Consider the following 25,163-nt stretch of genomic DNA (forward strand, 5'->3'; position numbering starts at 1 on the left):
GCCCGTAGTGGAAATCAACGGCTTTACTTTATTTCATTGTAAAAGAAAAAAGACTGTAGGCAAACTCTCAAATTTTTTGAGTTTGTCTACAGTCTGAGTTGATACTATGAAAGTATCAACTTTATATTGTATTCAATTTGAGATGAAAACATTTATCTAATTAAATTAGACTTTTTATAAGCGTGTCAATCATAACGGGCATTTCTTTAAAAGCACTATCTACATGTAATCTTTCTGTTTTTTGATGCGCATCCTTTCCAAATGGTCCTACATTTAAGACAGGACCTTGTAATGCGGTCATTTCTTTAAATGGAATACTATACGTATCGCCCCATACAGGCGTGTTGCGTTCGAAAGCTAACCACTCATCTGATTCATCTGTATAGTTAACATAACTTAAATCACAAATTCCATTAAAATAGTGTATTTGCTCCACTTCAATATCAAATGTTTGTGCCGTTTTCTTCATCAATTCAATCGATTTTATTACAAGTGGATGATTGGACGAATTTATTGCAGGGTAATAAGGTGGTGCATATAACAAAACAGTTGCAGGTGCTAATTCCTGACAACGTATCATGAGTTGATCAACGATGCGTATTGACTTTTCACGGTCATCCCAAGTGCTATGCTGAAGTACTTGATGTTTGATGGAATTGACTTCTTCAACACCTAACTTTTGGATAGCGTGTTCCAAAAGTGCATCGTATCGTAATACGCTTACTTTCCCCACACCTTGTACTTTTTCTCGTGTACATATTTGCAAATACTGTTCGTTACAAGCAGTCATTGCTTGTAATGCGACTTGTTCGAATATATCCATTACTTCTGCAGCAGTACGTTTTAATAAAAATACATTATAAAGAGCAGCAGCACGATATGGTGTTTGTGTAGAATATTCCATTTTTAAATCTTTCAGCTGTAAAGATACAGGTAGTGGCGTGCTTTCTCCCAAGTCTGTTTCACGGAAAAGAGGATTCCACTCCATATGCTGTGTCATGTAAGAAGCAATGAAATTGGCTGTCATTCCCTTTAAAGGTTCGCCGACATGTGTTTCTTTACCATAAAACAGCGCAGCAGGCATTATTTTACCAATTGTGCCTGAATAAATATATTCATTGGTATCAGATGGCCCTTGCGAAAAGGACGGTTCACTATTTAAAAATAATTGATAAGTTAAATCATGTTGTTCACGAATTCTCACAAGCTCAACAACAGCAGCTCTCATCCCCGCTGAATTTACTTCTTCATCTGGGACCGCAGTTAAAATCAGATTAATTGGCCATTGCTCAAAGCTTGCCTTTTCAATTAGCTGCATGTGTAAAGCCAGTCCCATTTTCATATCCATCGTGCCACGACCAAACAAATAATTGCCTGATTCCAAATCAATTCTAGCTGCATCTGGTAAATCCTTTTTGTATTTAGGTTCCATTAGCTTTTTTGTCAATTCCTCAGGAAAAAAAGCTAGTGGTTCTAATTCTCCGTACTCTTCGGTATGCACCGTATCAAAATGACTAATTAACACTACCGTTTCTGTTGCTGTAGGATGTTTATATAATGCCGTAACAGCGTTTCTTCCAAGACCTGCATCATGCAATTCAATGAGCTCTGGACGTTTATCAAAATATGGAAGCGCTAACAATTTATTTTTCAATTTATAGGAAAATTCATTTTCCCCCTCGGTCAATGTTCTACTGTCCCAGCTGACAATTTCACATAGTAGTGCTCGTAGTTTTTCTGGTGTATTCCACATGTAATGATTCATAAAAATTCTCCTTTAAATCTAATTCGTTAGAGGTTTTTAACGAATATCTAATGACTCTTCACTTTTATTATCTGTAGTAGCAGTAGGCGCTTTTTTTAATTTCAATTGATAAAAAATCATACAAGCAATAAAGAAGCCAATGCCATATAATAAGCCAATTCTTTGTGTTGGATCAAATGCTAAAAAAATCAAAATCAATAAACAAAAGACAATGCAAAATATAGGAATTAATGGAAATAACGGTGTTTTAAACTTTAGATCAGCCAAATTTCCACCAGACTTTATATAACGATAGCGGAACATTAATTGAGAAGCACATATACCCATCCATGAAATAGTGACGGATATTCCTGCCACTGACATTAATAAAACAAATACCGCATCTGCTTCCATCACACTTGTTAATAATGATAAGAGAGAGAAAACCATCGTAAAGATAAGCGCATTTAGAGGAACTTTATTTTTAGTAAGACGCCCAAATAATTTTGGCGCCATTCCCTCCTGTGACATAGAGAATAATAAACGAGTTGACGCATACAGACATGAATTACCAACTGATAATATCGCCGTTAAAATAACAAAATTCATAATGCCTGCCGCATATGGTACACCCGCTATATTCATCAACGTCACAAATGGACTCTCCATTAGTCCAAGCTCTGACGATGGGAAAATGGCTGATAATACGATAATAGACGCAATATAAAAAACGATAATTCTAAAAAGAATTGTCCGAATAGCTCTTGGGATATTTTTTTCAGGATTCTCGGTTTCACCAGCTGCAATACCTACAAGTTCTGATCCCTGATAAGAGAAAATAACATTCATCATTGTGACAAAAATAATGGAAATACCTGCTGGGAATAAGCCAGACGGTGCTAAATTTGTCATATGAGGTGTTGGACGATCTGCTAACGGAATCAAACCAAAGATAGCCGCCCCACCTATGATGATAAAGGCAATTACTGCAATTACTTTGATGCTGGCAAACCAAAATTCTGCTTCAGCAAATCCCTTTGTTGTTAAAGCATTTAAGACAAATAAAAGAACCATAAATACAGCACACCATATCCAAATGGGTACGTCTGGAAACCAATGTTGCATTAAGATTCCGGCAGCTGTAAATTCAACACCTGCAGTTGCTGCTGATCCGACAAAGTACATCCAGCCTAATGAAAATCCGGCTGAAGGGCTAATGTAACGTGTTGCATATGTTTGAAAGGAACCTGTAACAGGCATGTAAACAGCTAATTCTCCTAGACAATTCATGACCATAAACAAAATTAAGCCACCAAATAGGTAACCAATAAGCGCACCACCTGGACCAGCTTGATTGATGGTATAGCCAACATTTAAAAATAATCCTGTTCCGATAACCCCGCCAAGAGAAAGCATTAATAAATGACGACTTTTCATTGAACGGTTTAATTGTTGATTGTGAAGTTGATCCCCTTTATCCAACATCCATCCCTACTTCCCATATATTGTAAAAATACTAAATATTCTGATATTTATAGAACAAAAGCACCCAATCAATTTATCTCTTTTAAATTGATTGGGTTACGGTAGTCTTACTAAAAGCGTAGTGATAAGCAGCTTAAGCCACCATCATGTTTTCTGAATTCAGACATCTCAAGTTCAATCGTTTGATAGCCTAGGTCGAGTAACTTACGATTGGTTTCTGGGTATCCTGCTGGAATAATAATATAATCATTTACTTGAATACAGTTAGCTGAGTATTCATTTTCTTTTGGAATAATAATTTTTTCATAGGATTCAAATGCCGGATGATCCACGAACTCACCAGCTAGCACCATACGATTATCTCCTACATATGCAATACCAGTTTTTAAATGGAAGAATTCTTTTAATGGGATAATAGTTGCCTCATACCCCTCTTGTTCAACGATTTCCTTAAATTGTTGGGCTCCTTCTTCATTTGTACGGTCTGAAATTCCTACGTAAAATTTCTTCTCTGCCTGTAATACATCTCCTCCATCAAGCGTTCCAGATCCTTTAATATAATAAATTTTATCGTAAAATTGCTTTACAGCAGGTTCGATATCTTCAATTTCACGATTACGAGCAGCAGCTCCAGGATTTGAAATGATTGCAAATTCTGATGTTAAAACAGCCGTATCCTCTACAAATGTTGAATCAGGAAATGCTTCATTCGCTGGTAATTGTGTCACCTCAACTCCACATTTCTTTAAAGCCTCTACATACTTTTCATGCTGTTCAAATAATTTTTCTAATATAGGTTTTCCTAAATCACTAGTGGTTAAACCGTTTACGAAACTAGTACCTGGATTTTTAACAATAACATTTTTAAACATATTCTTCTCTCTCCTTTTATGTTCTTACTACGGGACAAGTCAGGCATGTTGGCCCACCTGTTCCTTTTACAGAAATTTGATCACCTTTATATTCAAATACCGTTGCTCCAGCATCAATTAGCTGTTGCTTTGTGGTCGTGTTTCCTTCAGGAATAACGCAAACCCTTGGTGCAAGCGCTAACACATTACAGCCAAGTGTATCGTATTCATCCTTAGGTACTTCCAATAACTGAATGCCCTTTTCAATTAGAAGTTGGCGGAAAAATACTGGCATTAAACGGGAATGTACAACCGCTAAATCTTTATCCACGATACTAATGAAAGACATTAGATGTAAGCATTCAGCTTCACCTAAATCATGTGGTAGCTGTACAACAATAAACTCATCTACCATTTCAGCTGTCATTTCTTTTAGCTGACGAATGGCTTCATCGTTTGTTCGATAGCCCCTACCTACAGCAAGAGTTCGATCATCCAACCAAACAATATCTCCTCCATCTGCTACGGCATCTCCAGTGAGTTCTCCGATTAAGGAAATACCCTTGTCCTGTAAAAATGCTTTGTATACGGATGCTTCTGGCTGTCTTAATTTTTTACCAGACTTCAATAAAATGGCACCATTCGGCGTAAATTTCACTGGATCATGTGCATAAAGTGAGTCTAATCCCACCACATCTGACATTGGTAAATAATCAATCGTGTCAACATACTTTTCAAGAATCTCAACAAATTCTGCATATTCATTTAATGCTTCTTCAAAGTTGGGTTCAGATAAGTAATTAAAAGTTTTCCATTCATCACTAAGATGATTCTGGCTTTGGAAAGCATCTTTTGGATGTTTTACTATTACGTGTTTTAAAGGTGCATACATTGATGAACAATAATGCATTCCCTTCACCCCTTTTCCGTGTAGTGGAAAACGTTTCCGTTTAGAGGAAAGTTTATATGAAAAATATATGCGTTTTATGTTATACTGTCAATATATTTAGAAAACTTTTTATTTTTAATTTCTTTTTTAAACATCTTCAATTACACCCTGTTAGCATTTGTCCCGATTTTTAAAGATGCGAATCTTCTATATTAGCCACTCTCTTATTGGGACAAAATCACATCTGTTTAATGAAGTTATGGCTTTGCATAAATCCTTATAGGCACGGTAATATTGGAACTAGACGTAGATGGAGAATAAAAATAAAATAGGATAATGGGAGGTGGGACAAATGCAATTATTAGAGCGGGCTATGACTATTGCGAAGGTTTTAGCTTCTGAAGCAAATGACAGTAGCTTGTCCATTTCAGAGCTTTCAACAAAATGTGATTTACCACTAAGTACTTTACATAGAATTTTAAAGGCGATGATTAAACAAGGAATGATTGAGCAAGATGAGCAAACCAAACACTATCGACTGGGGACAATATGGATGGAACTAGGTTTGCAAGTATATGATACGATGGATTATATTAGTAAAATCCGACCTGAGTTAGAGCGATTAGCAAGAGATGTTGAGGAAAGTGTCTATTTAAGTAAGCCAGCAGGTTTGGACACGATTATTATAGAAAGAATAGACAGCGCTGCCAATCCGATTCGTATTTATGACCAACTGGGTATTCGTATACCTCTACATATCGGTGCAGCCAATAAAGCTATTCTCGCCTCTATGTCTGCCCCTCAATCTAAGGAAATATTAGAACAACTAGTAACTAAAGATGAGATGTCTGAATTGGAGGAACAGCTTCGTCAAATTCGGCAACAAGGTTATGCGATTAGCCATGGAGAACGAACTGCTGGTACCTCCTCCATTGCAGTTTCCGTCTTGGATGGTTTTGGCGAAGTAATCGGTGCAGTAAGCATCGGCTTCGTCAACTTTAATATCTCTCAAGATCATATTCAAACACTTATTGAACGTTTAGTTGATACCGGTAAACGTGTATCAACTAAACTTGGTTACCGAGGAAAAAATTAGAGGGGTTGATTAACTTAAAGAAACTCACTCTAGTTTTGTTCACCGATTTTGCCTGTAAAGGTTTTTTTCTTGAAAGGTTATGTGAAAACTATTGCACTGAACGCCATCGTATGTTAAATTATTATGGTATGTGAAATACCGAACTGAAATAATAATCTTTCAGCTACAACAGTAAGGAGGGAATACAACATGCCAAAACAATGTGTAATCACTGGACGTAAAGCTCGTACTGGTAACAACCGTTCCCACGCTATGAACGCTAGCAAACGTACTTGGGGTGCTAACCTTCAAAAAGTTCGTATCTTAGTTGACGGTAAACCAAAACGTGTATGGGTTTCTGCTCGTGCATTAAAATCAGGTAAAATCGAGCGCGTTTAATCGCTGCTTCTAAAAAATCGATTTCGCATTGAGCGCAAATCGATTTTTTTCTTTGGATATAAAACAAAGAATGAAAAAATCCGACTACCTTTAGTCGGATTTTTTTACTTTCTTATCTTTTTTAAATAGGTTAATACACGTGCGCGTGATACTACTAACAAATTTCGGCAATTGGAACGTATATACTTTCAGGACTCTCTCCCCCTTACGCTAATCTATGCTTCTTATCATTAAACATATGCCTCTTGAGAAAGATATAGACCCTGAAGTTCCTATTATTTCATTACTTGTAAATCGAGATGTTCCTAAAGAAATTTCTTCTTTCGTTGTTTCATATTTTACTTGTCTCAATGTCACATCTTTAATGGGCTCTTCATGAGCAAAGAAGGACAAGTATCGGTATCGATTATCTGCATAAATAGCATGTGTACCTGGTAGTAAAAATTGCAACATATTTGTTTGATTGATAATCTTCAACGCAATGTGTGGGTGCTCTTTCTGTAATCGGTAAATGGAACGAACGGCTGCTTCATAATGATCTAAGCGCCCTCCCGTAACACCTGTCAAGATAATTTCTTGTGGTGCATAAGTAAATGCTTTGAGCAATGCTAAATCCGTATCTGTTTCATTTTTCTCTTCCTGAAAACGTTGCTGATCATTTGTCTGTGCCATCACCAGCTGATATTCCTCTTCTGTTAAAGAATCAAAATCGCCCACAATGGCATGTGGGGTAATCCCATGCTCTATTAAATATAAAGCCCCACGATCTGCACCAATAAACACAATATCCTGTTGTTGTTGAAACGATGAGAACGAACAAAGTTCTTGTTTTGGACCACCTGCACAAACAACGACCGTTGTCATCCTTTAATCGCAGCCTCACCAGCTGCTAAAATTTCTTGAAGTGCCGCTTTTCGATCCTCTTTACTATAAATGGCTGAACCCGCTACAAAGATCGTCGCCCCTGCCTGTGCACATGGAACAATCGTTTCTGCTGTAATACCTCCATCTATTTCAATGGCGATATCCAAACCAAGATCTTTAATCAGTGTAGATAATGCCTCGATTTTAGGCACAACAGAATGAATGAACTTTTGTCCACCGAAGCCTGGATTGACAGTCATTAGTAATACCATATCGATATCTTCTAAGACATGTTGAATAGACTCTATAGGTGTGTGTGGATTTAATACGACGCCCGCTTTTACACCATACGAACGGATTAATTGAATTGTTCGATGTAAGTGACGGCATGCTTCAACATGAACCGTAATATAGTCTGCTCCAGCTTGTGCAAATTGTTCAATGTATTGATCAGGATTTTCAATCATTAAATGCACATCTAACGGTAAATCTGTTAATGGACGAATAGCATCTAATACAATCGAACCAAATGAAATATTCGGCACAAAATGACCATCCATGACATCAATATGAATTAGTTGTGCACCAGCTTGTTCTACCTCTTTAACTTCTTCACCTAATTTTGCAAAATTCGCTGCTAAAATTGATGGGGCTATTTGTATCATTATTAATACCTCGGCTTTCGATCCATAATTTCTTGCATAAATTGTTCATAATGCTTGTAGCGATAGTCACGAATTTCACCTGTTTCTACCGCTGCCTTGACTGCACATTTTGGCTCTTTCAAGTGTAAACAGCCTCTGAATTTACAATCATCCGCTACTCTAATCATTTCAGGAAAACAAGCGCCTAATTCCTCTTTATCGATATCATCAAAATCAAAAGAACTAAATCCAGGAGTATCTGCCAACAAACCATCACAGACCTCAATAAGTTCTACGTGACGCGTCGTATGTTTTCCGCGACCCAAACTTTGCGAAATAATCCCTGTTTTTAAGTTTAAATCAGGAATCAGTGTATTTAGCAAGGTTGATTTGCCCACACCAGATTGGCCCGCCAAAACAGTTGTTTTCTCTTTTAAAATAGGCTGCAGTCGTTCCACTAATTCTTCTTCATCTTTATAAGTTTGAAGAACCGTATAACCCATATTTTGATAATCCGCTATATAACTTTTTAATTCATCATGTTCACCATTTTCTAGTAAATCCATCTTTGTTAGACAAATAATGGGATGTACATGGAAGGATTCTAAAACAACTAAAAAGCGATCGAGTAAAATGGTATTGAAATTAGGTTCTTTTACAGAAAACACCAAAATACCTTGGTCAATATTAGCAATTGGTGGGCGAACCAATTCATTTTGACGTTCTAAAATCTTCTGAATGGTGCCATCCGAACCTTCTATTTCCATTGTATATTCTACAATATCACCGACAAGAGGGGATTCTCCACGATTACGAAAGACCCCTCGTCCTCGACATTGAATAAGTTGATGACCATCATAAACATAATAATAACCGCTTAATGCTTTTCTTATTTGGCCTTGCGCCATCCAATTCCCTCCTTAATCGAAATCATTATAATTAACCTTTTCTTCTAAAATTATTTCTGAGTCACGGATAATTCTATAACTCGCCTCTTTACCTTCTTCAATAACAAGTTGTATATTGTAAGGTGTATCATTTAAAATTTCAAAATCATCAACTGGATCAGAAAATGTATGATTTTTATCTTGAATTTCAATGCGAATTTTTTGAGGTACACCCTCTTCTGTAGGTTTATACTCAATGACTACAGGTTTGAGTATTGGTTTATCAGGCTTTTTAGCAGGTCCCTTACTGATGACAACCGATATAACAGAACCTTCCTCTACCATAGTACCTGCTTTAGTCAATTGTGAGATCACACTGCCAGCTGGGATCGACTCATGATAGTCTGCACGTGATTCACGCCAACTCAGACCCACTCTTTTCACATAAGCATCCATATCTGCTTCCGTATAATTTGCAACATTTTCAACCCTTACCATTCTTACTCCTTGACTTACTTTAAAGGTGATCGTTTCTTCTTTCGCTACTACTTCTGTATTTGCAGGAATACTTTGCTCAATAATTCTGCCTTCAGGTTCACGAGAAGGAACTTCCTCTTTGTTTACTTCTTTATACTTACCTTTTATTAAAGTTTCGACCTGACTATAATTCTGTCCTACATAATTATCAACGGTCGTCATCTCTACACCCAAGCTAACAATTAAATCGATCTCAGAGCCTTTTGCTCGCATCGAATTTTTTGCTGGATCCGTTTCAATGACCTTACCTTTTTCAATGTCTTCATGATTTCGCTCCTGGGGCTCCTCACCAACAACAAATCCCTCTGCTTCTAATTTTCTTGTAGCGTCCACTACTGTTAAATTTGTCACATCAGGTATAGCCACGTTTTTCGGGCTAAATAAATCTTTTGCGAATAAAAAGAATAGGAAGATGATAATTACTGCAATGAATAAACCAGCCACATACTTTGGCCATTTTTTCTTCTTTGTTTTAACAGGAACAGGTTTTTCTACTGCTTTTTTAGGCTGTGCCTGAGATGGTGATTTAAACTCCAGAATCGGTTCAATAACTCTTGTTTTGGTTAAATCTTCATCTTTCTTTAGAACTTCCTCTTTAATGATTGGAATGGCCTTTGTTACATCATTGTCCACAGGTATGACAAATTTTGGTTCATTTATTCGAGATGATGATAATACAGTTTCCAAATCATCATACATTTCTTCTACTGTATTGTAGCGATGAGATGCATCTTTGGCAGTAGCTTTGAGCACCACATTTTCCAAGCTTTGTGGGATGGTTCCATCAAAAGCACGAACAGAAGGCGTTTCTGCTTGTAAATGCTTAAGTGCAATAGAAACAGCCGACTCACCGGAAAATGGTAATTCACCTGTCAATAATTCGTACAAAACAATACCCAGTGCATAAATGTCAGATTGATTCGTAGCTGTACCGCCTCGAGCTTGCTCTGGTGATAAATAATGCACTGTCCCCAGCACAGAATTCGTTTGGGTAAATGATGTAGCGCTTAACGTCATAGCAATTCCAAAATCTGTTATTTTTACATTACCCTCTGCATCCATTAAAATATTTTGTGGTTTAATATCACGGTGAATAATATGGTTTTCATGGGCATTAGCAATAGCAGAAGTTAATTGCTTCATAATATGCACACTTCTAGCAGGAGAAATTGGTGCAAATTCTTGTATGTACTGCTTTAAAGTTTTTCCTTGAACAAATTCCATCACAATATAATGTAGATCTCCATCGTCACCTACATCATAAACACTAACAATATTTGGATGTGTAAGACTTGTGGCAGACAGTGCCTCACGTTGAAAACGTCGATGTAATTCATCCTCATTGGAAAAATCATAGCGTAATATTTTTATGGCTACATCTCGATTTAATATCATATCATGAGCTAAATAAACATTGGACATACCACCGCCACCAATGAGTTCTATAATTTTATAACGGTCACTAATTCTTTTACCTACAAGCATTCTTACACCTCCTCATCCTTTTTTGTTAGTAGCACGAGGGAGATATTATCTTCTCCCCCGCTTGCATTTGCTAATTCTACTAGTTTACGTCCTTTTTCATCTATAGAATCTGGATACGTAATAATCGAAGCCATTTCATAGACAGTTAATTTATTGCTTAATCCATCTGAACAAATGAGTAAATACGATTTTGGTGCCAACTCTACTTCATAAAAATCTGGTTCTATTGTTTCCTCTGTACCCATAGCTTTTAAGATGAAATTTTTCTTTGGATGCGTCAAAGCTTCCTCTTCACTAATTTCACCGTTTTCAACAAGTACATTAACATATGAATGATCTCTTGTTATTTGTTGTGCACCATCTTCAAAGAAATAATACACGCGACTATCCCCAACATGTGCAATGAAGCAATGTTGCTCTTCTATTAACACCGCAATAAACGTCGTGCCCATTCCTTTACAGTCTTCATGTGATAAAGAATAGTCATATATATTTTTATTTAATTGTTTTACTGTTTGCAATAACCATTCTTTCTTTGATGTTGTTGATACAAAATGATGTGTGTCTGCCTGTAAAAAAAAGGTTTCCATCTGCTTTATCGCCATATCACTTGCTACATCTCCAGCATTATGACCACCCATGCCATCCGCTACAAGTGCTAGTGCAAGCCCATCAGGACGTTTAAAAAATGCAGCACGGTCTTCATTAATTGATCGTTTTAAACCAATATCACTTTCGACTGTGTATTCCAACACTGGTCACCTCGTTTCTTCAGATCTCTCTTGCGCACGTAATTGACCACACGCAGCTGCAATGTCAGAACCTTGCTCCCGGCGGATCGTTACGTTTATACCATTTTTCTTTAACGTTTTTTCAAACGCAAAAATTTGGCTACGAGACGTACGAACATAATCCCGTTCTGGTACGTAGTTTACAGGAATTAAATTTACGTGACATTTAATTCCTTTTATTAAAGCAGATAGCTCCTCTGCAATTTCTACAGAATCATTTTCACCAGACATTAAACCATACTCAAAACTCACACGTCTGCCAGTTTTTTTAGTATAGTAACGAACGGCTTCCATTAATTCATCTAATTTATAAGCACGCGCAATTGGCATAAGCTTTTGACGAGCCTCTTGATTTGGTGCATGAAGAGACACCGCAAAGTTAATTTGTAATTGTTCATCAGCAAATTGGTAAATTTTAGGTACAATACCTGATGTTGATACAGTGATGTGTCGAGCACCAATATTTAACCCTTTTTCATGATTGATCACTTTTAAGAAGTTCATCATTGCATCATAATTATCGAAAGGCTCTCCAATTCCCATAATAACAATATGTGATACTCGCTCGCCCACTTCATCTAAAGTTTGCTGTACTTTTACAACTTGCTCCACAATTTCTCCAGCCAATAAATGTCGCTTCAAACCACCTAAAGTTGAGGCACAAAATGTACATCCAATACGGCATCCTACCTGTGTTGTTACACAAACAGAGTTGCCGTATTCATGGCGCATTAGTACTGTTTCTATAGAGTAACCATCTTGCAATTGAAATAAAAATTTAATAGTACCATCTTTAGACTCTTGCTTGATAATGGTTGATAATGTCGATAATGCAAAATTTGCAGACAGCTTGTCCCGTAATCCCTTTGCAAGGTTTGACATCTCTTCAAACGTTTTAACTCTTTTATTATATAACCAGTCAAAAATCTGAGCTGCACGGAAAGGCTTTTCTCCATTTTCCTTTAGCCAATCTTCTAATTGATGTGGCTGGAATGAATAAATGGATTCTTTTAAATCTGGTTTTTCTTTTTTCACCCGTCGAACTGGTTTTTCTTCTGCTTCATCAACTAAATCGTTGATACGTTCATTAAATTTCTCTTGATCCACCATTAGTTGGATTCTCCTTTTTTACGAAAGGCGGCAACGAAGAAACCGTCACTGCCAAAGTCTTGTGGAAAGACTTGAAGCATGCCATTGGCTTGCTTTTCCGCTAATTTTGTCGGTAAAGATTCTAGTTGTATTGCTTCCATTTCTGGATGCGCTGTTAAAAAGGCTTTTACTGTACCTTCATTTTCTTGTTTATCGACTGTACATGTACTGTACACAAGCTTACCCTCAATTTTCAATACTTTTGTAGCTGCATCCAGTAATGCTAGTTGGATTGTTTGAAGATTTTTTAAATCTTCTTCTCGCTTCGTATATTTAATATCTGGCTTACGTCGCATAACCCCCAGTCCACTACAAGGTGCATCCACTAAAATTGCATCATATGACTCTGCTTGTAAAAAATCTGGTGCTTTACGTCCGTCAATCGGGGCAGTTTCAATAATATCAAGCCCTAGACGTTCTGTATTATGGTCGATTAAATCTAATTTATGTGGATGAAGGTCTGTTGCTAAAATAGAGCCTTCATTTTTCATGATTTCAGCTAAATGTGTTGTTTTTCCTCCTGGTGCGGCACACATATCAAAAACACGCATACCTGGGGATGGATTTAATACTTTGGCTGGTATCATCGAACTCTCATCTTGTATGGTAAAAAGCCCCTCTTTAAATGCATTTGTACGGGCAGGCTGACCATTTGTTATGTGTAAGCATTCTGGCATAACGTCGCTTTGTTTTGCTGTTAAACCTTCTGCTTCAAGTTCTGCCATCGCTTGCTTAACAGTTACTTTTGTTGTATTCACACGGACGGTTTGCATAGGTGGCACATTATTTTCATGTAACATTCCTGTAGCTACATCTAGACCATAGTTATCAACAAAACGTTGTACTAGCCATATTGGATGACTTGTTTCAATAGCAAGACGCTCTATCGGATTTTCTATGTCATTTGTAGAAGGAACACCTTGACGTAGCACAGATCTTAAAATACCATTGACCGTCGAAGCAATACCACGATGCCCTCGGCGCTTCGCAATTTCTACCGCCTCATTAACAGCAGCATGCGCTGGAATACGCGTTAAATAATGCATTTGATATAAAGATATTCGCAATAACCATCGAACCCAATGATCTATAGAACCACGGATAAAAGGCTCTAAATAATAATCCAGTGTCATTTTATGTTGCAATGTACCATATGTTAATTCTGTTAATAAAGCGCGATCCTTCGCCTCTATCTTATGTCGTTTAATGGTTTCATTTAGAAGTAAATTGCTATAGGCTTGATTTTTATCAACTGCTAACAGAATAGATAATGCAGCGTCTCGCACATTTCCATCCCAAATAACTACACTTTTTTTACTCATTTAAATTGGTCCCCAATCTGTAATTTAGAACCTGTACCACGTAAATATTCCTCAGCTGTCATGCGCTTTTTACCTGCAGGTTGTACATCATATAATGCTAGTGTTGTCCCATTGCCTGCCGCTACTTCAAAATGGTCTTTTGCAATCGCTACAACAGTTCCAGGAATAGTATCATGCTTGCTATTGCCAATAGTCGCCCACCAAACTTTAAAATTACCATCTTCAAAAGTAGTATAAGCTACTGGCCATGGATGAAGCCCGCGTACTTGATTGTAAAGAGTTGTGGCATCCTTTGTCCAATCAATACGTTCTTGGTCTCTCGAAATATTGCTGGCAAAGGTAACTTGCGCTTCATCTTGCACTGTACGGCTATTTGTTCCATTAATAATAGATGGAAGTGTCTCTTTTAATAAATCACGGCCAACAATACTTAGCTTATCAAAAAATCTACCCGTATAATCATCTTGTTCAATAGGGATAGCTCTTTGAGAAATAATATCACCTGCATCAAGCTTTTCTTCCATATACATGATTGTTACGCCCGTTTCTTTTTCCCCATCCATAATAGCTTGGTGAATAGGAGCGCCTCCACGATATTTTGGTAATAAGGAAGCATGGACATTAATGCAGCCAAGTACAGGAGCATCTAATAGTTCTTTTGGCAAAATTTGTCCAAAAGCAGCTGTAATGACTAGATCTGGCTGTAAGGTAAGAATCTGTTGTAGTTCCTCAGAGCCACGTAGTTTTTCTGGTTGTATAATAGGTAAGCCTAGCTCCAAAGCTGCTGCCTTTACAGGTGGTGGTGTCAATACACGTTTACGCCCCACTGGTCGATCAGGTTGCGTAACGACTGCTTTAATATCGTATCCTTCATCATGTAGCATACGCAAAATGGGTGCGGAGAAATCAGGTGTCCCCATAAAAATAATAGAAGTCATTTTATTCCTCCTCTTCAGCGTACATTTCTTCAAGTTCTTCTTGTGTTACAATACGTTTTATTTTTGAATTAAATAGCACGCCATCTAAATGATCAATTTCATGTAAGATTGCACGAGCATCAAAGCCTCCAGCTTCTAATTCATAGACACGTCCTTCACGGTCGCATGCTTCAATTTTCACATAGTTAGGGCGTTCTACCTCACCATATAATTCTGGGAAACTCAAGCAACCTTCAATATCTATTTCAGCTCCGTCCGTTTCAATAACAGTTGGATTTATCATTTCTAAAATATCGCGTTCCTCACCTAGCTCTACAATCGCTACTCGTAAACCTATATTAATTTGAGGTGCGGCAATCCCAACACCATCATATTCCACCATTGTGTCATACAAATCATCCAGTAATGTAATAATTTCATCATTAATTTCTGTCACTTCTGAACACGGTGTTGAAAGTACTTGCGCTGGATGTTCAACTACTTTTTTTATTGCCATTATTATATCCTCATTTCTGCTTTAAGCTAGAGCTATACCGTTTATTTAATTGATATATGCCCTTTTAGTAAAACGGCTCTCATCTTATATGGTAGACGGATCTAAATCTACCGTCATTAATATTCCTTGTTTGATCCAATCTGCTCGATACATAGCAAGCAAACGCTGTAAAACCGGAATTAGATTTGGTTCAATTTTATATTTTATCAAACATTGATAACGATATCTATTTTGGAGTCGAGCAATACTTGCAGTCGTCGGGCCAATAATGGCTACTTGATTCGATAAATTTCCACGTAACCAATCTGCCATACGACCAGCGTATTCCGCAGCCATCATCACATCTTCATGAGAAATTTGCACGAGTGCCACATAATAATAGGGAGGATAGCTAGAACGACGCCGTAGAAACATCTCTCGTTCATAAAATGGTTCATAATCCTGCGTTTTAGCTAATTCGATTGCGTAATGCTCAGGTGTATAGGTCTGAATAATTACCTCTCCAGGTTTATCATGTCGTCCTGCTCTCCCACTTACCTGTGTTAATAGCTGGAATGTACGTTCCGCTGCACGGTAATCTGGTAAATGTAAGGAGGTATCGGCGCTGAGTACACCTACAAGTGTAATATTCGGAAAATCAAGCCCTTTCGCAATCATTTGAGTACCAAGTAAAATATCTGCTTGTCCCTCTCCAAAAACCCCTAAAATTTCTTCATGTGCCCCTTTATGCTTCGTTGTATCAACATCCATACGCAATACTCTTGCTTCTGGAAACAGCTTAAATAATTCTTCCTCTACTTTTTGTGTACCTGTACCAAAATAACGAATATGATCACTTTGGCATTGCGGACAGATTTGAGGAACATGTTCCTCATAACCGCAATAATGGCATTTCAATTTTTCTGTTGTGCGATGATAGGTTAAAGAGATGTCACAATTGGGACATTGTACAACTGTCCCACAATCCCGACATAGCACAAAAGACGAGTAGCCACGCCGATTTAAAAATAACACCATTTGCTCTTTTTTCTCTAATCTTAAACGGATGGCTTCAATAAGTGATTGCGAAAACATGGATCGATTTCCTTGTCGAAGCTCTTCACGCATGTCTGCAATAAAAACGGTTGGTAAGGATTGATGTAATGCTCTCAGCTTTAATGAAAGTAGCGTATAAACACCTTTTTTAGCTCTTGCAAATGATTCTAATCCTGGTGTAGCACTGCCCAAAATAACAGGACAATTATAATACTCACTACGCCAAATGGCCACATCTCTTGCATGGTAACGTGGTGAGTCTTCTTGTTTATAAGTAGATTCATGCTCTTCATCCAAAATTATGAGTCCAATATTCGTAAAGGGTGCAAAAATAGCTGAACGAGCACCAACTACTACGCTCACTTTCCCTTGCTGGATTTTGCGCCATTCATCATACTTTTCGCCAACAGACAGTCCGCTATGCATAACCGCAACCATCTCGCCAAAACGACTGCGGAAACGCTCTGTCATTTGAGGGGTTAAAGAGATTTCAGGTACGAGCATAATAGCTTCTTTGCCTTCGTCAAGTACCTTTTGTATAGCTTGTAAATAAACCTCTGTCTTACCGCTCCCTGTTACACCATGCAACAAAAATGTTTGCGCTTGTTGCTGCTCCATCGTTGCAATAATGGCCTGTAGAGCAACCTGCTGCTCATCAGTTAATTGTAAAGCATGCGTACGTGCAACTTCCTTTGTAAATGGATCACGATACACTTCCTCTTGAATAAATTGTGCAGCGCCTTTGTCAATAACACCTTCTAAAACTGATGAAGAAATTCCTGCTTCCTCACAAATTTGTTGTGGTGACAAAACTTCCCCTAAATGCTGACCCATCCATTCTAGTAGTAGACGTTGTTTTACAGCTCTAGTTGATTGCTCTAATGCTTTTTCAATCACTTTAGGCTCTTCTATAATTTTCACCATACGTATTTCTTTAACTTGGCCCTGTTGTTTCACAACATTTTCAATGGTCACCTTATTTTCGGCAACTAATTGCTTTAATAATGGGAGTAAATCTGCCCGTTCAAATTCTTTAAAATTAATTTGTTGTCGCTTACCAAAAATCACTTGCACTTCATTCGGTAGATCTTGAGCTTCATGTATTTTTATAATTTTTTCATATTTTGCACGTAATGCTGAAGGTAACATTACTTGTAAAGCATCTATTTCATAGCAAATCGTGTGATTCTTCAACCACTTCGCCATTTGCAGCAATTCTGCAGTTAATACTGGCTCCATATCTAAAATTTGAGTGATTGATTTTAATTTATTGAGTGGTACGGCTGTTTCGGTTTTTAATCCCACTACAAAGCCTAAAACATTTCTAGGACCAAACGGAACTTTTACACGACAGCCCTTTTCTATTACGTTTACCCATTCAGGAGGTACTTGATAATCGAAAGGACGGTCGACATGGTAAGTCGAGACGTCTACAATGACTTCCGCTATCAATAAGCTCATTGCTCCTCACCCTTTAGAATATGAGACCATAATGTTCGGGCAAATTGCTGTGGGTTAGTCGTAGCAATTATCTGCCCATTTAGCTGTGCTTTCTCACTGAAGTCAATCCAACGTTCCGATTGAATGTTGAGCATTGGTTCACCAAGCACTTTTTGACCAAATGTGACAGCCTTGATTCCGTCTACCGAAACAAGTGGCGTTTTCTCCATTGTCGGTACATTCGCTGCATGTATCAAGAGTACTTGTGGATCTTGATCCTTATAGTCTTCAAGCTGCTGTATAAAATCATTCAAACTACCATTTTCTATTTGTATAACACGTGCTCCTAGTGCCCTCGCCTCATTAGCTAAAGCCTGTCCAATGACACCATTCGCTTGTGGACTAATAATATGCTGTTCATCCAAAGGTACATGCAAGCCACCAACTGTCACTACTACCGTTTTATCTGTAAGTGGTTGGGTTTTCTCTGAAAAAAAATCCTTAACAATAGCCGTTATTTTTTCTGGTTCTTCTAAACGTCCCTTACCGACATAACCACATGCTAAAAACCCTTCTGAAGGCTCTATAAATTGATAGCCATCTGCTGCTAATCTATCTAAATTACGCTTTACTGCTGGATGGTCATACATGTGTACATTCATTGCTGGAGCTATCCATACAGGAGCAGTAGTTGCAAGTAAGGTTGTTGTTGCCATATCATCTGCAATACCATTAGCCATTTTTCCAATAACATTGGCAGTTGCAGGGGCAACTAAAATCAAATCAGCCCAATCCGCTAAGTCAATATGGGCAATCACACTTGAATCTTTTTCATCAAACGTGTCAAAATAAACATCATTTTTGGACATCACTTGAAAGCTTAATGGATTCACAAACTGTCTAGCAGAGGCAGTCATAATAACTTTTACGTTTGCCCCTGCTTGTGATAGCTTGCTAACAAGAGCAACAGCTTTATATACGGCAATCCCGCCTGAAACACATAGTAAAATATTTTTATTCATGCTAGGTGTCTTCCCTTCAAATGATAAGCTCCCAAAGGAGGATTCCCTGGGAGCTCTCGGCATACTGTATAATCAAATCTACTGCTGACTAACATTAAAGTTAGATTTCGTCTTCGTACACAGTTGACTCATCCTGTGTTACTTTTGTAAGTACACCTGCTGCTACTTCTTCAAGTGCTTTTCCTACATATTTATAGGAAACATACTTGTGTAAACGTTCCGTATTTTGCTCTTCTTGCATTTGACGAGCACGTTTTGAAGCAAGGCTCACTAATGAATATTTTGAATCGATTTCCTTTTTTAAAGCATCTACTGATGGGTATAACATTGTTTATTCTCCTCTCAACATTGACAAATATCTTTTTTCAACACGTTCTCTACGGCAATGCTCTGCTTTAATAATCGCATTAATACGATCGCAGGCATTTGTTACTTCATCATTCTCTACAACGTAATCATATAAGCTCATCATTTCAAGCTCTTCACTTGCTGTAGCAATGCGTTTCGCTATGATGTCCTCTGTTTCCGTCCCACGTCCAACTAAACGATCTTTTAATTCAGTTAAACTTGGAGGGGCTAAGAAAATAAATAAGGCATCTGGTGCTTTTTTACGAATTTGTGCTGCACCCTGCACTTCGATTTCTAAAAACACATCACGACCTGCATCCAATGTTTCATTCACATAGGCCAGTGGTGTACCATAGTAGTTCCCTACAAATTCAGCATGCTCTAATAAGCCGCCCTGTTCAATTAACGTTTCAAAGTCTTCACGTGTCTTGAAAAAATAGTCTACACCATCTATTTCACCTTCGCGAGGATTTCGTGTCGTCATCGAGATGGAATACTCATAATTCGTATTCGGCTGAGAAAATAATTCTTTTCGCACTGTCCCTTTACCTACACCGGATGGGCCAGACAGAACAATTAATAATCCACGTTCTTTTATCATTTATTCTCTATATCTCCCTTAATTTATAACAGACACGCGCAAGTTATTCGATATTTTGAACTTGCTCACGCATCTTTTCTAAAATTGTTTTCGCCTGAACAACAGCAACCGCTGCTTCTGTAGATTGATTTTTTGAACCAATTGTATTGATCTCTCGATGAATTTCCTGCATTAAAAAGTCTAATTTCCGGCCGACTGAAATCGTTTCAAGTAAAGTTTCTTCCAGTTGATTAAAATGACTATCTAATCTGTCTAATTCTTCGGAGATGTCAACACGTTCTGCAAAAATCGCTACTTCTGCTAGTAAACGGTCATCTAACAAAGTTCCATCTGCTACTTCTGCAATTCGATCTACTAATCGTGTACGATATTTTTCAACAGCAAGAGATGAGCATGAACGTATTTGATTCACCTGTTCCTTTAACTGTTCCTTATATTGTACAACAACTTCCTGCAATTCTTGCCCCTCACGCTCACGCATAAGAACGAGTTGTTCAATCGCATGTGAAATCGCTTGTTCAACGGCACTAAGCAAATCCTCTGGTGTCAGTTGTGGTTTTTGCTGTACGAGTGCTTGCTCTAACGATAAAAGCTCCTGCATCGTCCATTTTTCTTCTAGTGGTACCTTACTTGCTAATTGCTCTTTTGCCTTACGATACGCTTCAATTAATGACCAATTAATCTCAATAGATTGCTCTACATTATCTAAGTCCTTCACATATACCATCACATCAATTTTGCCGCGTGACAAAGCTTGAGAAATAAGTTTCTTTGCAAAAATTTCCGCCTCAAGCCATTCCTTCGGAAATTTAGCATTAATTTCTAAAAAGCGATGGTTGACCGAGCGCATTTCTACGGTTAATTGAAAGTCTCTAGTTGTTGTGACACCTCTGCCAAAACCAGTCATACTACGCACCAAGGTTCGTCACACCTTTCTTTGCATACTGGGAATATTATAACATAAGCTTTAATCGAATATGACGACTCTCCAAAAAAAATTGAATCGAATAAAAGCTAATTCTACCACAATTGAAGCTATATTTTAATATTCACCTAAAAAATGCTATGATAAACATACAATTAATGCATTTGCAGAAGCTAATTGACATAAATTAAATGCATTCAGAAAAAAATACGAAAGTACCAAGATGCTTGTTATCATTGGAAAGAGGAATTCATATGGCATTTGACGGCTTATTTACTTATTCAATAACAGCCGACCTACAACAACTAGTGACAGGTCGGATTACAAAAATACATCAACCTAACGCTCAAGAGGTTGTTTTCCAAGTTCGTGCTAACGGAAAAAATCATAAATTGCTTTTTTCTATTCATTCTTCTTATGCACGAGTGCATCTTACAGAGCAAACGATTGATAACCCTGCAGAACCTCCTATGTTTTGTATGCTGTTGCGCAAGCATTTAGAGGGTGGTTTTATTTCCTCCATTAAACAGCTTGGTTTTGATCGTATTATAATAGTAGAAATCGAAAGTAAAAATGAAATTGGTGACCCTATTGTCAGAGAACTGCATGCTGAAATTATGGGTAGACATAGTAATCTACTTTTAATTGATAAAGAGCAAGATAAAATTGTTGATAGTTTAAAGCACTTACCTCCATCTGTAAATAGTTTTCGTACGGTATTACCTGGTCAACCTTATCTAGCTCCACCAACACAAAATAAATGGAATCCCTTACTAGTTACAGACGAAGAGTTATCAACATTTTTTTCGGAAACCAAAACTGCCAAAGAAGTCGTGACACAATTTACTGGTTTTTCACCTCTTCATGCTGAGGAATTATTGTACCGCATGTCATCAACATCGAATCGAGTACAATGTTTCAAAGACTTTATAGCTGCTTTTGCAAATGGCGGTACGAGTCCTATGTATGTATGGGCTAATCACAAAACTTACTTCTCACCAATAGAGTTAACCCACTTACATGGGGATGTTACAGTTTATCCGAATGTTCATGAACTTCTTGATCGTGTATTCTTTGCACGTGCGGAGCGGGACCGCGTCAAGCAGCAAGCAGGTGATTTAGAAAGATGGCTACAAAATGAAATTGATAAACTGTCTTTAAAAACGAAAAAACTGACAAAGGATTTTGAGCGCGCCTCAAAGCTCGATCAATTCCAGCTATATGGTGAGCTATTAATGGCCAATATTTATGCTTTTGAAAAAGGGGTCAAAGAAGTAACAGTCACAAATTATTACAGTGAAGATAGTGAAGAGATTACCATTCAGGTCAGTGAGCGTAAAACGCCTATAGAAAATGCTCAAAGCTATTATACGAAATATACGAAAGCAAAAAATGCATTAATCATGGTGCAAGAACAACTTGAAAAAACAAAAGAAGAAATATCTTACTTTGAAATGCTGGCACAACAAGTTCAACAAGCCTCCCCTGGGGATATTGAAGAAATTCGTGAAGAACTTGCTGAGCAAGGCTACTTGAAACTACGCCATTCAAAGAAAAAGAAAAAGCCCGTAAAACCGGAGCCCGAACACTATGTTTCCTCTACAGGAATGGGCATCTCTGTAGGCAAGAACAACAAGCAAAATGATATGCTGACATTTAAAATAGCCAAACGTACAGATATCTGGTTACACACGAAGGATATTCCAGGTTCCCATGTTGTGATCCATTCTAGTGAACCTGATGAAACAACTTTGCGTGAAGCAGCCACATTAGCTGCCTATTTTTCAAAAGCAAGAGACTCTTCTTCTGTTCCAGTGGATTACACAGAAATTCGCCAGGTCAAGAAACCAAATGGGGCCAAACCTGGTTTTGTGATTTACTTCGAACAAAAAACTTTGTATATCGATCCTGATGAAGCTGTCATTTTACAACTAAAAAAGCAGTCGTAAAGATAGAAACCGAGATGGATTTTCTCGGTTTTTTCTTTTTTTCATTTGTTAGCACGTAATCAGTACTATAAAACGATGAAAACAGCCACATCTTGATTGATTCTTACAGACAATCTTCCTTATTATAATAATGATTAAAAAACATATGAATCATCTGAACTGTTTCTTACTACAGTTATTGACTTCTACCTTTTAGCAAAGCAAAATCAAAATATAAAAGATTGAATAGCATTTTGGAAAGGGCGTATCAATATGTCTGTAGGCAAAAAATTAAGTTTCGGATTCTTTACCATTATTCTCACGTTAATCATTTCATTAATGATTATGTTCATGCTATTTTCACACATCGAAAAGAAGATTGAAAATGCATTGGACGGTCACGTAGCCCTTGTGGAATTAGCAGATGATATTCAATTTGAGATGGCCATGCAAGGTCTTTTTATTCGCTCAATTTTCATTGAAGACAATCCTGCTAATAAAGAGAGCTTCATAGAACATGCAAATTTACTTGATAAGTATGTAGCTGAAATCAAAGAAAAATCAAATTCATCTGAAATGGATACATATGCAAATGAATTAAATACGTATAATGATGCTTTTAATAAATCGGCTAATGATGCACTCACACTTTTTGAAGCAGGTAACTTGGAAGGAGCTTTACAAAAGGTCAATGGTGAAGTACAGCGAGCTAATAAAGCCATCCAAGATGTATCAGATAAAATTGCGAACTATCAAAAGGGACAACTTGAAAAGGTTACACAAGAATCTAAACAAGCAGTTTTTAGCTCTCAAATTATCTCAATTATCGCCATAATTATTGGTGTCGTCCTTGGTATTTTCCTAATGGTTTATATACAGCGAACTATTTCGCGACCATTAAAAACGGTAGTCCATGCGGCAAACCATATTGCAAACGGGGAATTATATCATCAAGATGTAACTTACCATGCTAAAGATGAAATTGGTCAACTTTCAACGGCCTTTAATTCGATGAAGGGCAACCTGAAAACCTTATTGACACATATTCAAGACAATACTGAGCATTTAACTGCCTCTGTAGAAGAACTTTCGGCTTCTACAGAAGATATTACTGCCTCAGCCGACGAGATAACAGTGCGTATTAACGAAACAGCCATTGCAGCTGAAACTGCTACAATCGCAGCCAACGAAAGTGCTCATGCAATGGATGAAACAGCGGTTGGCGTCCAACGTATAGCCGAAGCAACACAACAACTTCATCATAATGCTGTAACAACCTCTAAATTAGCAACAAATGGGAACAGCACAGTAGAAGATGCTCAACAACAAATGAGTGTTATCCATGACTCAACACAGATAATCAACAACCTTGTTCAAAAATTAAGTAAACAATCCGAAGAGATTAGCCAAATTACTACTGTTATTACAGCAATCACCGATCAAACTAATTTATTGGCACTCAATGCAGCTATTGAAGCAGCACGTGCTGGAGAGCATGGGAAGGGATTTGCTGTTGTCGCAGATGAGGTCCGTAAACTCGCTGAAGAATCCAAACAATCTGCTAATCAAATTGTTACCTTAACGCAGGAGATTCAAGAAGATACGCAAAATGTAGAAAAAGCTGTTTTAGATGGCATCCACTCAGTCACAGACGGTGTCAAAATCATTGGTCATGCTGGTCAAGCATTTGAGGCAATCGTAAAAGCCATTAATGCAATGACAGATCAAATAGAAGATATATCAGCAACTTCTGAAGAAATTTCAGCTAGCGCAGAACAAGTAGCAGCTTCAGTCGCAGAAATTGCTCACGGTGCTTCGACTACCTCAACCAGCACCCAAATAGTAGCCTCAGCTAGCAGAGAACAAACACTCACGATGCAGCAAGTTAACCAGGTTGCCGCACATCTAAGTGAAAAGTCCTTAGATTTACAGCATCAAATTAATCAGTTTAAACTTTAATGAAGCAAATGGTGCATTCTCTATACTGGGAATGCGCTATTTTTTGTTCATATTGTCATGTAGATCTTCTGAAAGACATATTAAAATCCCTTTATTGAGATATTTGCACAGGACTTGAACGTTAAATAATCAGATTTTTAGTAATTATTTGCATAATCAATCCTCGTCAGTAAGACAAATGACATCCTCAAAAAAACAATACTAAATAAATGGATTAGATTGGAAGAAAACATACATGAATCAAGCATTTTATATACTAGCTCTTTGATGAATAAAACTTAATACGTTTGCATATATGCATGTATACTCTAATTTCAAGGAAATTATTTCAAAAGAATATATTTGGGAC

At 37.5% G+C, this 25,163-nt stretch carries 23 protein-coding genes; 4 read left to right on the top strand and 19 right to left on the bottom strand.

What is annotated here, in order from left to right:
- Positions 1–160: 160 nt before the first annotated feature.
- From AO843_RS13545 to AO843_RS13560, 4 genes are all read right to left on the bottom strand, one after another.
- The gene (locus tag AO843_RS13545) at positions 161–1,765 is read right to left on the bottom strand and encodes a M20/M25/M40 family metallo-hydrolase (protein ID WP_054611630.1); all 1,605 of its coding nucleotides are present in this window, start codon (positions 1,763–1,765) and stop codon (positions 161–163) included.
- 36 nt (positions 1,766–1,801) lie between these two features.
- The gene (locus AO843_RS13550) at positions 1,802–3,229 is read right to left on the bottom strand and encodes an amino acid permease (RefSeq protein ID WP_054611631.1); all 1,428 of its coding nucleotides are present in this window, start codon (positions 3,227–3,229) and stop codon (positions 1,802–1,804) included.
- A gap of 110 nt (positions 3,230–3,339) precedes the next feature.
- Entirely contained in the window at positions 3,340–4,101 is a 762-nt protein-coding gene (locus AO843_RS13555; RefSeq protein ID WP_054611632.1) for a dimethylarginine dimethylaminohydrolase family protein, read from the bottom strand.
- Positions 4,102–4,117: 16 nt separating this feature from the next.
- Positions 4,118–4,990, bottom strand: a complete 873-nt coding sequence (locus AO843_RS13560; RefSeq protein WP_054611633.1) for a dimethylarginine dimethylaminohydrolase family protein — start codon at positions 4,988–4,990, stop codon at positions 4,118–4,120.
- A 331-nt stretch (positions 4,991–5,321) separates the two neighbouring features.
- Between AO843_RS13560 and AO843_RS13565 the strand changes: the two genes are divergently transcribed.
- Both AO843_RS13565 and rpmB read left to right on the top strand, forming a co-directional pair.
- Entirely contained in the window at positions 5,322–6,065 is a 744-nt protein-coding gene (locus AO843_RS13565; RefSeq protein ID WP_054611634.1) for an IclR family transcriptional regulator, read from the top strand.
- A gap of 189 nt (positions 6,066–6,254) precedes the next feature.
- Positions 6,255–6,443 (top strand): 50S ribosomal protein L28, encoded by a 189-nt coding sequence (rpmB, locus tag AO843_RS13570; RefSeq protein ID WP_049668398.1) that lies wholly within the window; start codon positions 6,255–6,257, stop codon positions 6,441–6,443.
- Between the two features lie 90 nt (positions 6,444–6,533).
- Here the strand turns inward: rpmB and spoVM are convergent, their stop codons facing one another.
- From spoVM to AO843_RS13640, 15 genes are all read right to left on the bottom strand, one after another.
- Positions 6,534–6,635: a stage V sporulation protein SpoVM gene (gene spoVM, locus AO843_RS25595; protein WP_099805045.1), complete on the bottom strand. Its 102-nt coding sequence runs from the start codon at positions 6,633–6,635 to the stop codon at positions 6,534–6,536.
- A gap of 18 nt (positions 6,636–6,653) precedes the next feature.
- Positions 6,654–7,307, bottom strand: a complete 654-nt coding sequence (locus AO843_RS13575) for a thiamine diphosphokinase (protein WP_054611635.1) — start codon at positions 7,305–7,307, stop codon at positions 6,654–6,656.
- Positions 7,304–7,972, bottom strand: coding sequence for a ribulose-phosphate 3-epimerase (gene rpe / locus AO843_RS13580; protein ID WP_054611636.1), 669 nt, complete (start codon positions 7,970–7,972; stop codon positions 7,304–7,306). Before rpe ends, AO843_RS13575 begins: the two co-directional genes overlap by 4 nt.
- Positions 7,973–7,974: 2 nt before the next feature.
- Complete coding sequence (gene rsgA / locus AO843_RS13585; RefSeq protein ID WP_054611637.1) at positions 7,975–8,859, bottom strand: ribosome small subunit-dependent GTPase A; 885 nt, start codon at positions 8,857–8,859, stop codon at positions 7,975–7,977.
- 12 nt (positions 8,860–8,871) lie between these two features.
- Positions 8,872–10,860 carry a Stk1 family PASTA domain-containing Ser/Thr kinase gene (gene pknB / locus AO843_RS13590; RefSeq protein ID WP_054611638.1) on the bottom strand — a complete coding sequence of 663 codons (1,989 nt, stop codon included), beginning with the start codon at positions 10,858–10,860 and terminating at the stop codon, positions 8,872–8,874.
- Positions 10,861–10,862: 2 nt separating this feature from the next.
- Positions 10,863–11,612 carry a Stp1/IreP family PP2C-type Ser/Thr phosphatase gene (locus AO843_RS13595; protein ID WP_054611639.1) on the bottom strand — a complete coding sequence of 250 codons (750 nt, stop codon included), beginning with the start codon at positions 11,610–11,612 and terminating at the stop codon, positions 10,863–10,865.
- Positions 11,613–11,618: 6 nt separating this feature from the next.
- Positions 11,619–12,761, bottom strand: a complete 1,143-nt coding sequence (gene rlmN / locus AO843_RS13600) for a dual-specificity RNA methyltransferase RlmN (protein ID WP_197278924.1) — start codon at positions 12,759–12,761, stop codon at positions 11,619–11,621.
- Positions 12,761–14,122 (bottom strand): 16S rRNA (cytosine(967)-C(5))-methyltransferase RsmB, encoded by a 1,362-nt coding sequence (gene rsmB / locus AO843_RS13605; protein WP_054611640.1) that lies wholly within the window; start codon positions 14,120–14,122, stop codon positions 12,761–12,763. Before rsmB ends, rlmN begins: the two co-directional genes overlap by 1 nt.
- Positions 14,119–15,060, bottom strand: a complete 942-nt coding sequence (fmt, locus tag AO843_RS13610; RefSeq protein ID WP_054611641.1) for a methionyl-tRNA formyltransferase — start codon at positions 15,058–15,060, stop codon at positions 14,119–14,121. The genes rsmB and fmt overlap by 4 nt, the downstream gene beginning before the upstream one ends.
- Before the next feature lies 1 nt (position 15,061).
- Positions 15,062–15,556 (bottom strand): peptide deformylase, encoded by a 495-nt coding sequence (gene def / locus AO843_RS13615; protein WP_054611642.1) that lies wholly within the window; start codon positions 15,554–15,556, stop codon positions 15,062–15,064.
- Positions 15,557–15,640: 84 nt separating this feature from the next.
- Entirely contained in the window at positions 15,641–18,052 is a 2,412-nt protein-coding gene (gene priA / locus AO843_RS13620) for a primosomal protein N' (protein ID WP_082389473.1), read from the bottom strand.
- Complete coding sequence (gene coaBC, locus AO843_RS13625; protein WP_054611643.1) at positions 18,049–19,053, bottom strand: bifunctional phosphopantothenoylcysteine decarboxylase/phosphopantothenate--cysteine ligase CoaBC; 1,005 nt, start codon at positions 19,051–19,053, stop codon at positions 18,049–18,051. Before coaBC ends, priA begins: the two co-directional genes overlap by 4 nt.
- 100 nt (positions 19,054–19,153) lie before the next feature.
- Complete coding sequence (gene rpoZ, locus AO843_RS13630; protein WP_054611644.1) at positions 19,154–19,381, bottom strand: DNA-directed RNA polymerase subunit omega; 228 nt, start codon at positions 19,379–19,381, stop codon at positions 19,154–19,156.
- 3 nt (positions 19,382–19,384) lie between these two features.
- Positions 19,385–20,002 carry a guanylate kinase gene (gene gmk / locus AO843_RS13635; protein WP_054611645.1) on the bottom strand — a complete coding sequence of 206 codons (618 nt, stop codon included), beginning with the start codon at positions 20,000–20,002 and terminating at the stop codon, positions 19,385–19,387.
- A 43-nt stretch (positions 20,003–20,045) separates the two neighbouring features.
- A complete protein-coding gene (locus AO843_RS13640) occupies positions 20,046–20,921 on the bottom strand; it encodes a YicC/YloC family endoribonuclease (protein ID WP_054611646.1) in 876 nt (291 codons plus the stop codon).
- Between the two features lie 260 nt (positions 20,922–21,181).
- Here AO843_RS13640 and AO843_RS13645 point away from each other — a divergent pair, with 260 nt between their 5' ends.
- Positions 21,182–22,876, top strand: coding sequence for an Rqc2 family fibronectin-binding protein (locus tag AO843_RS13645; protein ID WP_054611647.1), 1,695 nt, complete (start codon positions 21,182–21,184; stop codon positions 22,874–22,876).
- 252 nt (positions 22,877–23,128) lie between these two features.
- On the top strand, positions 23,129–24,814 hold the full coding sequence (locus AO843_RS13650; RefSeq protein ID WP_054611648.1) for a methyl-accepting chemotaxis protein: 1,686 nt from the start codon (positions 23,129–23,131) through the stop codon (positions 24,812–24,814).
- The last annotated feature ends 349 nt before the right edge of the window (positions 24,815–25,163 follow it).

Source organism: Lysinibacillus sp. ZYM-1, assembly GCF_001308875.1.
Lineage (GTDB): Bacteria > Bacillota > Bacilli > Bacillales_A > Planococcaceae > Lysinibacillus.